This is a genomic window from Paenibacillus sp. BAC0078, from assembly GCF_054483875.1.
On sequence record NZ_JBTLRW010000015.1, the window covers coordinates 1 to 14,301 of the forward strand.

Sequence of the window (14,301 nt, forward strand, 5' to 3'; positions counted from 1 at the left end):
ACATTTCTATCCCCGTTGATCTTTAGCTTTGGAGACGAAAAAGGAACTGTAAAAATATAACTCATAACCCACTGTCATACTTTTTAGGTCCTTATGTCAGGGTTATTGCAACGCTAGTGCATTCTATACAACTAAATGGGAAGAAATCGGCAGCAAAACGGAGTTAATTGCACTTGGTACACTTATATAAAGTTCATCCTGCTAAAAGGAGCGCATCGTCCTTTTTTAACTGTAGAGAATACATCTAAAGCCAATAATAGGAGGTTACACTGCGTTTTAATTGTAGTAAATACATTTATCGGGCCAATAGCGCTTAAGCCACCCTCATACGGATTCCGTCTTGAGGGTTTTTTGCATGTGAAAAAACAGCCTACGATTCGTTATTTTTAAGATGGCTTTCAGTCGTGTTTATAACGATTGAGAAATTAACTATCCCTTCAACATACGATTCGTTCGAATTCGCATCCAATCCCTAACGATTAGTTAACATCGAAATGAAACATGATATAATTTGCCCAGGAGGCGGTCTTATGGATGAATTGGATATCAAAATTCTAAAGCTGCTGGAAGAGAACGGGAGGCTGTCCCATGAAGAGATCGGCAAGCTGCTGCATATCTCGCGGCCCTCGGTGCATCAAAGAGTAGGCAAGCTGGAGAAGAACGGAGTCATCAAAGGCTACAAAGGGATTGTGGACTGGGGCAAGCTGGACCAGAAAATCAAAGTCATGATCTCAGTGAAGGTGGTCAGCCAGAGCTTCAAGGAAACGGCAGGCAAGATCATCGGCCTTCAAATCCCTGGAGTGACCATTATAGAATGCCAGCGGCTGGCGGGAGAATGGTGCATGCTGCTCAAAGTCAGAGTGAGCTCACCGGAGCAGCTTACGCTGCTGCTGGATGAAATTCTCCGAATTCCTGATATCAAGGAAACCTCGACGACTTTTATTTTATCTACTATATATGAGGATGGCATAACGGGAGTTTAACAGACGCTCAAGTCTTGAGGTTATACAAATTTTTATAAGAGAGGAAGGTGCAGTATGCGGCAAAAAAATAAAGCGAGCGCGATGTATGGGGTTGGCATTGCGTTATTGTCCGTTTATTTATTTTGGGGAGGAACCTATGTCGGCATGAAGCTCGCGATTGAGACGATGCCGCCGTTTCTCATGGCAGGGGTGCGTTTTTTTACAGCGGGAGTTGTTCTGTATGTGATTTCAAGACTAAGCGGTGCCAAACGCCCGGCTGGACGTGAGTGGAGGTCTTCGGCAATTGTCGGCGCACTGCTGCTGCTTGGGGGTAATGGGCTGGTGGCCTGGTCGGAGCAGCGGGTATCCTCGTCCATTGCCTCTCTGATCGTTGCTGCTGTTCCCGTCTGGATGATGCTGTTCGGCTGGTTCGGCCGCGGCGGCAAACGTCCAAATACCGGCATCATCGCCGGGATTGTGCTCGGATTGCTGGGCATCGCCGTGCTGGTCTTCCAGCCGGGACAGGGGGAGAGCAGCACCGCTACCGACATGATCGGAATTATCACTCTGCTGGCGGCCTCCCTGAGCTGGGCTGCGGGTTCCATGTACTCGCGCAGCGCCGCAATGCCGGCGTCTCCGCTCATGTCAACGGCGGCGCAAATGCTGACAGGCGGCACGCTGCTAATAATCTTTTCCTATTTTACCGGTGACTGGTCCAAACTGGATATCTCGTCAATCTCCCTTCGTTCATACGCTGCTCTGGGTTATCTGATCGTCTTTGGCTCTATCGTTGGGTACACGGCCTACATCTGGCTGCTCAAGAACGCCGATCCTACACTGGTTTCGACCTATGCCTTCGTCAATCCGGTGGTGGCTGTGTTCCTTGGCTGGCTGCTGGCGGGAGAGCAGCTTACCATGAACACGTTGGCCGCTGCCGTAATCATTATCGCTTCCGTAATTTTGGTGACCATTTTCCGCGGCAGGCCGCAGAAGGCAAGAACTCAAGCAGCGCTTGATATACAAAAGCAACAGCAGTCGATACACTGAGGACATCACAGCCGAAGGGGTGGAAGCAATGTTCGATATGCAAAAGGTAGGCAGGAATATCGTTAGGTTAAGAGGAGCCGCAGGGCTCACGCAAATGGGACTCGCGGATAAGCTTGGGATCAGCTATCAGGCGGTCAGCAATTGGGAGAGAGGCACAAGCATGCCCGATATCTCCAAGCTCCCGGAGCTGGCGGAAATCTTTAATGCCCGCATCGACGAGATTCTGGGTGAAGGGAAGGGAACCCGATTCATCGGGAGTATGCTGGACAATAACACGGAGGATTATTTCCAGCAGAATGCCGTATCCGCCGAAGAACTTTCGGAGATTGCACCGTTACTTCAATTGGAGCAAATCGGCGAGGCGTTTGAGCATGTAAAAGAGAGTGCGGCTGTCAGCGATCTCCTCGCACTTGCTCCTTTTCTCAGTGAGGAACTGTTAGATGAATGTGCGAAGCAGGCTTTTGAAAAAGAAGGTGCAGGAGTGCTGCCGCAACTGGCCCCGTTTATCAGCGAAGAGACGCTGGATGAACTCGCCAAGGAGATTCTGGCAAAAGAGGGCTCAAAGTCACTGCCGCCGCTGGCCCCGTTTATCAGCGAAGAAACACTGGACGAACTCGCCAAGCAGATCCTCGCCAAAGAAGGTGCAAAGGCACTGCCACCGCTGGCCCCGTTTATCAGCGAAGAGATGCTGGACGAACTCGCCAAGGAGATTCTCGCCAAAGAAGGCGCAAAGTCACTGCCGCCGCTGGCCCCGTTTATCAGCGAAGAGATGCTGGACGAACTCGCCAAGGAGATTCTCGCCAAAGAAGGTGCAAAAGCGCTGCTGCCGCTCGCTCCATTTATCAGCGAGGGAATACTCAGCGAATGGGGCTCGCGGGCGTTTGCCAAGTGACCGTTGTCTGGGGATTTCATCAAATGTGCTACAGCCAAAAAGCAGGCTCACGTCATAATAAACGTGGGCCTGCTTTTAACTTTACAGGGGATTGTGCTTCTCCTTCATTGTGATAAGAAGTGCAGAAGGACTAAGGCCTCGAGCGAACAGTCGCTGGGGGCTTCAAAGGGAGTGAAGTGGAATTAGTAGACCTAAATGTGCTAGAAATCGCCTCCGCATAGGTATTAGTGGGAATTAGTAGACTTAATTGGGCGAATTCACCTGTTTTCGTGCGGATTGGCCGAATTAGGTATACTTTTTCCAACATGCGCTTGTGGGGGAGAGGGATGGGGGGATTTAAGTTTACTTTTTCCACTTGGGTTTGCCGCCGCTCTCCAAGATGGCCTGGAGTTGCTGGGAGGAGTATGGGTTCACCAATCGAGCGGTAATTCCAGTAACCCCCAACCCCAACCCCAACCCCAACCCCAACCCCAACCCCAACCCCAACCCCAACCCCAACCCCAACCCCAACCCCAACCCCAACCCCAACCCCAACCCCAACCCCAATAACCCGGCAAAGCTGTCCGGTTAAGGATGGCGTTGCCGGGTTGCAATATTTATAAGTTTATACAATAAATTACCGTTTCTACCGTTGAAGCAGCTATTTTTCCACTGCAACAAAGTGGAACAGCTTGCTCTGGAAATCGCCGTGCAGCTCCGGCAGGAGTAGTCCGGCATACATCAGCCGGTCGCCGCCGTATACAGCCCCGGTCTCCTTGAGCACATAGTCCTTCTCCGGGTCAAGCCCCTGAAGGCGCAGGCGCGGGCGGCTGGTATTCGGTCCGGCCAGGACGCGGAAGTAGCCGGCCAGAGCCTCAGAGCGGTCTGCCGCGACGAACATCCAGGCCGTTTCGTTGCCCTCGAACGGCGAGAGCAGCCGGTACATGTCGCCCTGCTGGACAAGGGAGCGGATTTTCTTGTAGAAGGCGACCTGTGCAGCAGCTTCCGCCTGCTCCTCAGGCGTGAAGCGGGTCAGGTCCAGCTCATAGCCGAAGTTGCCGGACATCGCCACATCGCCGCGCATGGAGAGCGGAGTGCTGCGGTGAACCTGATGGTTTGGCACAGCAGAGACATGCGAGCCCATGCTGCTGGCAGGATAGACGATGCTGGTGCCGTACTGAATCTTTAGGCGCTCGACGGCATCCGTGTTATCGCTGGTCCAGGTCTGCGGCATGTAATGGAGAATACCCGGATCGAACCGGCCGCCGCCGCCGGAGCAGCTTTCGAACAGCACATGCGGGAATTTGGAGGTGATTTCCTCCATCACCCGGTACAGCCCAAGCATATAACGGTGGGCTGTTTCTCCCTGGCGCTCAGGCGGCAGAGCCGCAGAACCGATCTCGGTCATATGGCGGTTCATATCCCATTTGACATAGGTGATCGGAGCCGAAGCCAGTACGCTGCTGACCGCTTGAATAATATAATCGCAGACTTCCTGACGTGAGAGGTCGAGAATGAGCTGGTTGCGGGCCTGACTGCGTCTGCGGTCCGGCACGTGCAGGCACCAGTCGGGATGGGCACGGTACAGCTCGCTGTCCGGGGAAATCATCTCCGGCTCGAACCATAGGCCGAACTGCATACCGAGCCGCCGGACGCGTTCCACCAGATCAGGCAAGCCCTGCGGTAGCTTGCGCTTATCCACGAACCAGTCGCCCAGCGAAGTGGTGTCGTCGTCGCGGCGGCCGAACCAGCCGTCGTCGAGCACGAACAGCTCGATGCCGAGCTCCCCGCCGGCACGGGCGATATCCTCGATTTTATCCGCATCGAAGCCGAAGTAGGTGGCTTCCCAGTTGTTGATCAGCACCGGACGGGGCTCGTCTCGGAACAATCCTCTCGCCAGACGGGTCCGGTACAGCCGGTGATACGTCCGGGACATGCCGCCGATGCCCTGGTTCGAGTATACCAGCACAGCTTCCGGTGTCTGGAAGCTATCGCCAGGGGCAAGCAGCCAGCGGAAGCCGAACGGATTGATGCCCATAGTCACCCGGGTAGTTCCGTACTGATCCACGTCGGCATGCGCGCTGAAGCTGCCGCTGTAGACCAGGCTGAAGCCGTAGGCCTCGCCGCTCTCTTCTCCGGTCTGCGGAGAGAGCAGGGCGAGGAACGGATTCTGCTGATGGCTGCTTGCTCCGCGCTTGCTGTCAATGCCCTGCCGGCCGTTGTGCAGCGGGGAGCGGACCAGATGGCGCTCCCGGGCCCAGGACCCGGACAACTGGATCAACTCGTAGTTGTCATGGGGGAAGTCGAGGGCTACCGACAAGGCACGGGTCAGCTTAAGCGGCCTGCTTCCGGTATTGGTCAGCCGCGCGGAGCGGATAATGGCGTCGAAGCCGTGCATTACCGTGTAGGACAGCTCGGCGCGCAGGCCTGCGGCGGCATCCTCCAGCACCAGCCGCAGCGTTTCTGCTTCTTCATCGCTTTCGGCATACACGGCAGGCAGTCCTTCGAGCGCAGGTTTTCCCTTGAGGATGCTATAGGATACATAGGTTAGCTCTGTTACCGAAGTGCCGTTTGCCAGCTCCGCTTCATAAGCAGGCTCCCGGAAGTCGCCCGAGCCATATCCCGGATATTCCTGGGGCAGCAAGTCCAGAGAGAACGCAGGCTCCTTGGGATCAACGGCGCTGCTGAAGCCCATCAATCCGGGGGCAAACAAATCGGAAACGTCTGAGGTGCGCAGCTTTTGTCCCCAATGCAGATGAGCAGGGTAAGCGCCGCGCACAAGGCCGAATATATAGCTGGTATTTGCGGTTTGCAGATGAAAGATTTGATGCTTGGCATCGTACATAATGGACAAAGTAACAACCTCCTGGAATATGCAGTATAAGCGTAATATGGATAGACAGCCTCATTATAAGTCCGTTCCGCAGCCAAGCGTATGGAGAAAAGCAGAGTCCATATGGACGAATGTCGTCTTTTTGCTGGACAGGGTTATTCCACTTGCCGTAATCTTTCCACGATAGTAGCTTTGGCCAGCATTCGATAAGAGCTTAGGGTTACCGTAAAGGCGATAATCCCAAGAAGCGGAATGACCAGAATAAATGGCAGCCAGCCCATACGGAATACGGTGAACGCGATGTTGTCTGCTATGCTCTTGGAAATACTGTAGGTCAAAAATACGCCCAAGCTGGAGGTAATGGCTACCGTGAATAGCACATTGTACATCCCTTCATAGATCAGTACTCTTTTCAACTGGCGTTTGGTCATCCCAATACTCTCCAGCAGCGCAAATTCGTTCCTGCGGCTTATCACCCCGGTCAGCACGGTATTGATATAGTTGACTATTCCAATCAATGCGATTACAAAGCTAAGCCCATATCCGACTGTTTGGAAAATACGAATAAATCCGCCCAGCTCATCCTTGTAGTCTGCTCTTGATTTATATACTAGCTCATCTGTAGCGGATGTAAGGCCCTTCACTGTTTGTTCTACACTGTCCAGCTTGGACGAGTCCACATGAAGTGTTGCGGATAATGCCAAAGATGGCTTGCTTTTCGTTGGCAGGGTCCTGTCTAATTCCGAAGAAGGGAAGAAGGCATTGTACCCATTCGCAGAGAAGGCCTTTGTTGTGGCGGCATATAGGGCATTATACTTCAGCACGGCCATTACCTCATAGCTCTTTCCAAGGCTGTCGTATTGAATAACGTCACCAGGGTGGTAGTACACTGTATTTTCTTCAGGCGTAACCAGCGATTCCGTGATCAGCACGTAGTTGCCGGAGTCAAACTTTTGTTTATCGAAGGTGCCTTCTACTACATCCTTTTGTACCAAATCATACCAACCGGAATCTATCCCATATAGCTTAAGCCAAACGAAGCCTTCTTTCATTGTGGACACGATAAGCGGGTCCGGTTTGGGAACTGCGGTCAGTGGGTCCAAAACCGCGCGTATGTTATCGTCAACAGGATACAGTTCGGAATTATAATAAACTCTGTCCACACTCTCGACTCCGTTAATCTTGCTCAGCTTGCTTCGGAATTCCGCCGAGAGACTATAAGGATCGCCCTCCCGGTCCCCTGCACGTGTGGTAATTGCAGTATTATTGATTACTAAATCACCATTAATAAAAGAAGACAGGTACTTATTGACATCCAGCGAGGAGATTACAGTAAAAATAATGCTGAACAGGATAATGCTTAAGGAGAGAGAGGTCAGCATAAGGAACAGCTTTTTTTTATTCCGGAACAGGTTGGAAAAAGCAATGCTGTACAGCTTCGCCCCGCGTCTCGAGCGTTTGTGAATCCGGCGTCCGCTGCTTAGTCCCGTGAATTTGACCGCTTCTACCGGAGCAATCCGCGCGGCCATCCGGCCAGGCTTGTTCGCGGCGATCCATACCGTGAGATAAGAGAACACAGCCGCTCCAGCAAAGATCCATGGACTGGCCGAATAGGAAGGCTCAACCGACTCACTGGATAGAGTGCTAAGCATGGGGACCAGCAATCGTCCAATCCAATACCCTGAAGCCAGACCAATAGGCAATGCTGCAATATACAGGAACTGTGCCTGAATGCCAATCATCCGTTTGAGCTGTTTGGGAGTGGAGCCAATAGCCTTCAGCAGTCCATAAAACTTCACATCCCGTACTACGGATATGTAAAAGATATTATAAATGAGCAAATATCCACTAAGCATGATGATGAACACGACAGCTATATAAGGGATTAAGGTGAGGATATTCTCCGAGAGTGAAGAAGTGCTGTATGCCCAGTTCACCCCTAACGGTACGTCGAGGCCTGTATCCTTGAGTACCTTATTGAGTTTCTTTTCGATATCAACAGCGTTGTTGAACATCACCGCCAGTTCAGAAGTGTTCACGTAGGAGTTGCTGGCTTTGGAAAGGACCGGATCGATAGAGGACAGGTTCTTCTTGACAAAGGCATCCGAGACAAAAGCCAGTCCCGCAAGCGCCAAATGCTCATCTGCTTCATAGAAACCTGAAATGACAAAATCCTGCCGGATGACCCGTTCGTTAGTATCGATGTCGAGGGATACCTTCTCGCCGAGCGCATGCTTGACTCCAAACTTGTCCATGGCCCAGGTATTAAGGACAATCTCATTTTCGGCGGCAGGCAACCTGCCTTCAATGAATTGGATAAATCCGTGTTTCGCATAGCTGCTGTCGATCCGCTTAACTTCTATCGGACTGTCCTTGAACACTGGATTGATGATGTTACCTGCGTTAAGCGAAATACCGTATTCACGTATCGAAGAGTGTTTCTTAAGGATTTCAACCTGGGCCGGAGTTAAATATTTGAAGCTGCCGTGGAAATCAGTGCCCACTGTTTTCATCTGTGTCAGTTCCATAGACTTATTGAGACTCATTGCCATCGTGAAAATCGAAGTAATTAATAGGGTAGTCAGAATGACGGCACACATGACGGCCAGATTTCGTATTGGATTTGCTCTAAGGCTCTTTAGAGAAAGACGGTACACGATTTTTCGATTATTGGTCTCTATCATAGCGGGCTTGCTCCGGGGGCAGGGGCGCTGCCGGATACGATTCTGCCGTCTTCGATTCGAATGATCCGGTCGGCTGTCTGGGCAATATTCTCATTATGAGTAATCATTACAATAGTCTGGTTGAATTTCTCGCTCATCTGTTTCAGTAGAATAAGCACTTCCTGGCTGGTTTTGCTGTCCAGATTGCCAGTGGGCTCATCTGCAAGGATGATAGAGGGCTTGGTGGCGAGTGCCCGGGCAATGGCGACACGCTGCTGCTGTCCCCCTGAAAGGTTGGACGGCAGACTGTGGATCTTGTCCTGAAGTCCCAAAGCCCGAATGACTTCATCCAGATATCCCTGATCTATCTTACTGCCGTCGAGCTCCAGGGGGAGCAGGATATTCTCCAGTACATTCAGAATGGGAACCAGATTATAGCTCTGAAAAACAAAGCCAACCGATCGCCGTCTGAAAATTGTTAGCTTCTCATCGCTCATCGTAAAAATGTCATTCCCATCCACAAATACCTTGCCTTCCGTAGCCCGGTCCAAACCGCCAAGCATGTGCAGCAAGGTGCTTTTTCCGCTGCCGCTGGTGCCGACAATAGCAACAAACTCCCCTTTCTCCACGCTAAGGGATACATCATCCAGGGCTTTGACCTTCTGAGTGCCTTTTCCGTAGTACTTCTTCAGATTTTCCATTCTTAATATGGGCATTAGTTGTCGATCCCTCCAGTATCTGTTGTTTACCCTCCCAAGATAGCAGATGATTCTAACTGGTCCATGTCTGAAATCTGACAGTAACGACACATTTAGAGCTGCGGCAGAAAAATGGAGATGACCGTACCTTTGCCGGATTCGGATGCAGCAGCAATGAAGCCTCCCTGCAGGGTAATTATTTTTCGCGCCAAAAACAACCCAATACCGACGCCTTCATATTCTCGTGCCGCCTGCCCGCGGTAGAAACGTTTGAAAATATGCTCAAGTTCATCTTCGGGAATTCCGATTCCGGAGTCTGAAATATCAATGCGGGTGAACATTTCATTGCTTGCAGCTTGAATGGTTATATTGCCGCCTGGTCTGGTATATTTCACGGAGTTCTCCAGCAGGTTGAACAAGGCTTCACCCGTCCAGGACAAATCGTGCCGGGCTTTGATTATCGGGTCACAATCCACATGAATGGAGATCTGTTTGTTCTCCGCACGGGTGTGAATTTGGTTTATAGCTCTATTCACCGTCCGTAGTACGGAGTTCGTCTTGCTGTTCAGCGTAATCATGCCTGACTCCAGCCGCGACAACTTAACTAAGGAAGAGATGAGCCAGTCGAGCTTCTCCGATTGAGTTTGAATCTGTTCCACCATGAACCGGGTGTCTTCAGAACCTTCAGGCCTCTCGGCAAGCAACTGGCTGTACAGCATGATATTGGAGAGGGGAGTTTTGGTCTGATGGGAAATGTTGGAGATTAACTCTTTCATGTTGTTCTTCTCGGTTTCCAGGCTCAGGCCGCTGGCTCTGGAAATTTCTATGTACCGCATTAATTTATGTTCCAATGAAGAGAGGGCGGTTTCCTCGAAGGGGGTCATGGGCTTTCGCCCCTGAATAGCCCCATCTATCATTTCGTCCATCGTTTCGATGAAGGCTGAAATTTGACTCCGCAGCAACCTGTTCCACACCCCGCCCAAGGCCAGCATCGTGACTGCAAAGAGAAAGGTGAGCCGAAGGAAGGCGGGGGCCGTTCCTCCCAGACTAGTGGCTGTCGCCGCATATCCCAAGACCAGCGTAACGAATATTGCGGAGAAAATCAGATTAATCCGCTTGGAACGTTGTACCTGCCGGCTTTTCTTCATGGATTCTGCCTTTCTGTCCACATATACCCGAGACCATAGATCGTTTTTATATATTTCGGTGTAGAAGGATCATCTTCAATCTTGGCCCGCAACCTTTTTACCGCTACTGTAAGTGCATTCTCATCTACAAAGTCCGCCTCCTGGGACCAGATTTTGTGGATTAACTGCTCTCTGTCCAGAATATTTCCGGGATTTGATACCAGAATTTTCAGGAGCTTCTGTTCCGTTTTGCTAAGGAGCAATGGCTCTGAGTTCTTATAATACTCCATCTTTGCAAAATCAAAGCTTAGGGGTCCAAGCGTAATCTTGTCACCGCTGAGAGACGCTGCTCTTTTGAGGACAGCCATCACTCTTGCCCGCAGAACCATAAGGCTGAACGGCTTGGTGATGTAGTCATCGCCCCCCAGCTCAAACCCTGTAACTATATCAGGCTCCATGTCATTGGCTGTCAAAAAAATGATGGGCACTTGAGAGGATCTGCGAAGCTTTTCACAATAGTCCAGTCCGCTCCCGTCCGGGAGATTGATATCAAGAATAATCAGGTCAATTTTCTGTGAAGAGACGATTTGCTCTGCAGTTGCGATGTCATAGGCTTGTTCGATATGCAGATCATTATGGGAAAGGGTGAGGGCAACCCCCTTATTGAGGCTGCGGTCGTCTTCGACGATTAGTAATCTTGTCATGACTTCATACTCCTTCGTTCTTTAAGGTGCGGTTACAGCTACAACAGGTGTACTGGAATAATTATACACAGCAATCCAGCAGCAAGTCTCTTGTAAATGGAACACCATTTCTTTGATGCCCTGAATTCGGCAGCTTGAACAGCCAAAATGAACCCGGTCCAGTACCCGGTAGTCTGCGGTCGCAGAGCCTCCCCGACTAAGGTCCAGTACATAAAACCGTCCTCGGTCTGTTTTGAAAGTCTGCGAATTACCCTAGAATAAGGCTATAAGGTTCAAGGTTAACGAAAGGCGGTGAGAAAAAATGCAAAGAAGACAAGGTAATGGACTTGCGATTATCCTGATCGTGCTTGGAGCGATTATGCTGATGGGGATTGCCCTTCCTTTGATCCACGGAGTTTTCAGACTGCTGTTCCCGGTATTGCTGGTTGTTCTCGGGTACTACGGAATCAAAAGCGGACGCAAAATTATCGGTTGGGTGGTAATGTTCATCGGTGTTATGTCCCTGATCGCCAAGCTTTCCTGGATCATCGGACCGCTGCTCGGTATCGCGCTGGTGGTTTGGGGCATCTCGGTGCTGAAGGGCAAGAGCAACAGAACATATTAATGTTCGAAAATTACTTATTAAGAAGCAGGGAGGGAGCAGGAAATCATGAGTGTTTTTCGCCGCATGAGGGATATTACCGTAGCTAACTTGAATGAACGACTGGAGCAGAGCCAGGACCCGGTGAAGCTGATTGATCAATTTCTACATTCAACCCGTGAGGAAATCGCCGAGGCCGAGAGGCTGTACCAGCAATACGCAGCTCATACAAAGCAGCTGCAGCAGCAGGTAAATCAGGCGACGGCAATGAAAAATAAACGTGAAGAGCAGGCACTGCTGGCGCTGAAGGCAGGCGAGGATCATCTGGCCAAGCTGGCGCTGCAGGAGAAGATCATTCACGAGGAAAAGCTGGAGCAGTACAGCGGTCTGCTGGAGCAGAGCCAGCAATCACTTTTTGAGCTTGAAAGCCAGCTTAACGAGCTGAAATTAGAGTATCAGACAGTGTACAGCAAACGCCAGTATTATGCAGCACGGATGGAGTCGCTGCGGCTGCAGCAGCGCATGAACCAAAGAGCCACTGCTTACGGCAATGGCGGTGACGTTCCCAAGATGTTCGGCCGGCTGGAAGACCGGATGACGGATTGGGAGCTGGAAGCGAACAGCCTGCGCGATTTGCGTCGCATGGGACAGGAATATGCACTGCAGGCTGGAGAAACGGTGGCCACTATCCTGGAGAGAGAAATGGCCAGGCTGAAGGAGAAGCTGAACAACGATGGAAAGGAGTAGGACTATGACCCGATTGTATCGTTCAACCCGTGACAAGGTGATGACAGGGCTGGCTGGTGGATTGTCCGAGACGCTCGGTATCGACTCCACGCTGTTCCGGATTCTGCTGCTGGTCAGCATTCCTTTTACCGGCGGAGCAACAATTCTGGTGTATTTCATCGCAGCAATTGTTATTCCAAAGGAGCCTACCCAGTATAATCCCTTCGGACCTGGGCCCGGAGCACCGGGCGGACCTTATGGCGGACCCTACTCAGGCAGACCTGAGCATGGACGCGGACCTCAAGGCCCTCAGGGTCCTTACGGACAGGGAGGATATGGCCCCTACGGCGGCCATCCGGGCTATAACCCCGGTTATGACAAAGCTAATGCTAATCCGGCACAGGACTCCGGTCTGGATGCCATGATGAAAGATATTGAGAAGAAGGCCCTGCAAAAAGAAGTCGAAGAACTCAAACAAAAACTTGCTAAATACGAGAAGGGAGAAGTGTAAATTATGGGAGTATTTCAACGGATTAAGGATATGACGAAAGCGTCGGTTAATGACCTGCTGGATAAGGTAGAGGACCCAATTGTAATGCTGAACCAATATCTGCGCGATATGGAGGCTGAAATTCACGAAGCTGAGGTTACCGTAGCGAAGCAGATGGCTAATGAGCGGCGCATGAAGCAGCGTGTTGAGGAAGCCGCCAAGGTATCCGGACAACGTGCGGCACAGGCTGAGCTGGCACTGAAAAATGGCCAGGAGGAAGTTACCCGCAAGCTGCTGGAAGAAAAGATCTACTTCGACCAGAAGTTCACCGAATACAGCGAGCTTCATGCTCAGGCAGAGGCTCAGGCCAAGGAATTGGTACAGCAGCTGCATGATATGAAGGATGAGTTCTACAAGCTGCGCAACAAGCGCAACGAGCTGGTATCCCGGGCTCAAATGGCTAAGGCCAAGAAGCAAATGTCGCAAATCAGCAGCGTTCATGCTATCGAAAGCGGCAGCGCATCGCTCGGCTTCCACCGCATGGAAGAGAAGATTATGCAGCTTGAAGCGGAAGCAGATGTTCTGCGCGCCCCTTACAGCCCTTCATACGCCAAACCGGTTGATGCCGAAAAGCAACTGAAAGTAGATGAGCAGCTCGCCGCACTCAAGAGCAAGCTGAACGCAGCTCCTGCGTCCCCATCTTTGGATAAAAAAGAAGAATAAAGCCTGTTCCTAAACACCAGGCAGATATGATATGCTGTACAAGGTAAAGCCATACGGTATGGATTCCCATACCGGTATGGCTTTTGTAGCGGGATGCGGCAACAGGTGCAGAATATAAATTGCTTAAGAAGACAGTTTTGCTTCGCAAAACTTAGCTTATGCTTACGAAGATAGTTTTGCTTCGCAAAACTTTTAGGAGGTGCGATATGGATAAACGGAACCGTATGCTTGCCATCGGACTGATCGGGATTGGCTGTATGATGATATTTGGCAAATGGCTCGGATTTTTCTCCATTGTCGCGCTTCTGCTCCTGCTGCTGGGGGTTTACCGGACGACGTCGGGCAAGGTGAAGCAGGGCTACAGGCTGCTGGGAGTTGGCGCCGTATTGCTGCTTCTGGACCACATGGTGCTGGTGCTGGCGATATGTCTGATTTCTCTGGGATTGTTTTTTGTCAAATCCAAAAGGATGCAGCGCAGGGGCGGGTTTATGCAGAAGCAGAGCTTCTCCTCCAGATTCGACTGGGATCTTTCGCCGTGGGTGATGCGCAGTCTGAGCGCCTGGCATGTGCTGGGCGAGGCGGATGTTGATCTGTCGCTGGCGATGGCGGAGGATCGGGAGACAGTGATGGTGTTCCAGGGGATCTTCGGAGACATGGATATCCATCTGTCCGAGAATTATGGAGTGGAGATCGAGGCGTTTGTGCTGTTCGGCTCCATTGAATTCGGCAGTCACCGCGATACAGGAATGCTGAACCGGCTGAACTGGAAGTCTGCCAATTATGATAGCTGTGAGCATAAGGTGAAGATTAATATTTCTTATATTATGGGTGACCTGGATGTGCGGTCGGACTGACCGCACTGCATTTGTTCAAAGGA

The 14,301-nt window shown here is 51.2% G+C and carries 13 protein-coding genes; 8 read left to right on the forward strand and 5 right to left on the reverse strand.

The features are described 5' to 3' along the window. The first annotated feature begins 530 nt into the window (after nt 1–530). The 3 genes from ACX1DY_RS22855 to ACX1DY_RS22865 are packed head-to-tail and all read left to right on the forward strand — an operon-like array spanning nt 531 to nt 2,901. Nucleotides 531–983 carry an Lrp/AsnC family transcriptional regulator gene (locus ACX1DY_RS22855; RefSeq protein ID WP_458966499.1) on the forward strand — a complete coding sequence of 151 codons (453 nt, stop codon included), beginning with the start codon at nt 531–533 and terminating at the stop codon, nt 981–983. A 54-nt stretch (nt 984–1,037) separates the two neighbouring features. Continuing rightward, nucleotides 1,038–2,009, forward strand: coding sequence for an EamA family transporter (locus ACX1DY_RS22860; protein WP_458966500.1), 972 nt, complete (start codon nt 1,038–1,040; stop codon nt 2,007–2,009). A gap of 28 nt (nt 2,010–2,037) precedes the next feature. Beyond that, the gene (locus tag ACX1DY_RS22865) at nt 2,038–2,901 is read left to right on the forward strand and encodes a helix-turn-helix domain-containing protein (protein ID WP_458966501.1); all 864 of its coding nucleotides are present in this window, start codon (nt 2,038–2,040) and stop codon (nt 2,899–2,901) included. Nucleotides 2,902–3,541: 640 nt separating this feature from the next. Here ACX1DY_RS22865 and ACX1DY_RS22870 read toward each other — a convergent pair. The 5 genes from ACX1DY_RS22870 to ACX1DY_RS22890 all read right to left on the reverse strand — a co-directional run bounded on the left by ACX1DY_RS22870 (nt 3,542) and on the right by ACX1DY_RS22890 (nt 10,905). Continuing rightward, nucleotides 3,542–5,734: an alpha-galactosidase gene (locus ACX1DY_RS22870; RefSeq protein ID WP_458966502.1), complete on the reverse strand. Its 2,193-nt coding sequence runs from the start codon at nt 5,732–5,734 to the stop codon at nt 3,542–3,544. 134 nt (nt 5,735–5,868) lie between these two features. Beyond that, nucleotides 5,869–8,397, reverse strand: a complete 2,529-nt coding sequence (locus tag ACX1DY_RS22875; protein ID WP_458966503.1) for an ABC transporter permease — start codon at nt 8,395–8,397, stop codon at nt 5,869–5,871. Then, a complete protein-coding gene (locus tag ACX1DY_RS22880; protein ID WP_458966504.1) occupies nt 8,394–9,092 on the reverse strand; it encodes an ABC transporter ATP-binding protein in 699 nt (232 codons plus the stop codon). The genes ACX1DY_RS22875 and ACX1DY_RS22880 overlap by 4 nt, the downstream gene beginning before the upstream one ends. A gap of 95 nt (nt 9,093–9,187) precedes the next feature. Further along, entirely contained in the window at nt 9,188–10,222 is a 1,035-nt protein-coding gene (locus ACX1DY_RS22885; protein ID WP_458966505.1) for a sensor histidine kinase, read from the reverse strand. Further along, nucleotides 10,219–10,905 carry a response regulator transcription factor gene (locus ACX1DY_RS22890; protein WP_458966506.1) on the reverse strand — a complete coding sequence of 229 codons (687 nt, stop codon included), beginning with the start codon at nt 10,903–10,905 and terminating at the stop codon, nt 10,219–10,221. Before ACX1DY_RS22890 ends, ACX1DY_RS22885 begins: the two co-directional genes overlap by 4 nt. A gap of 301 nt (nt 10,906–11,206) precedes the next feature. Between ACX1DY_RS22890 and ACX1DY_RS22895 the strand changes: the two genes are divergently transcribed. The 5 genes from ACX1DY_RS22895 to liaF all read left to right on the forward strand — a co-directional run bounded on the left by ACX1DY_RS22895 (nt 11,207) and on the right by liaF (nt 14,278). Next, nucleotides 11,207–11,509, forward strand: a complete 303-nt coding sequence (locus ACX1DY_RS22895; protein WP_458966507.1) for a hypothetical protein — start codon at nt 11,207–11,209, stop codon at nt 11,507–11,509. A 45-nt stretch (nt 11,510–11,554) separates the two neighbouring features. After that, nucleotides 11,555–12,232, forward strand: coding sequence for a PspA/IM30 family protein (locus ACX1DY_RS22900; RefSeq protein WP_458966508.1), 678 nt, complete (start codon nt 11,555–11,557; stop codon nt 12,230–12,232). A gap of 4 nt (nt 12,233–12,236) precedes the next feature. Further along, nucleotides 12,237–12,722: a PspC domain-containing protein gene (locus ACX1DY_RS22905; RefSeq protein WP_458966509.1), complete on the forward strand. Its 486-nt coding sequence runs from the start codon at nt 12,237–12,239 to the stop codon at nt 12,720–12,722. A gap of 3 nt (nt 12,723–12,725) precedes the next feature. Then, entirely contained in the window at nt 12,726–13,424 is a 699-nt protein-coding gene (locus ACX1DY_RS22910) for a PspA/IM30 family protein (protein WP_458966510.1), read from the forward strand. Between the two features lie 206 nt (nt 13,425–13,630). Further along, nucleotides 13,631–14,278, forward strand: a complete 648-nt coding sequence (gene liaF / locus ACX1DY_RS22915) for a cell wall-active antibiotics response protein LiaF (protein WP_458966511.1) — start codon at nt 13,631–13,633, stop codon at nt 14,276–14,278. Nucleotides 14,279–14,301 lie beyond the last annotated feature (23 nt).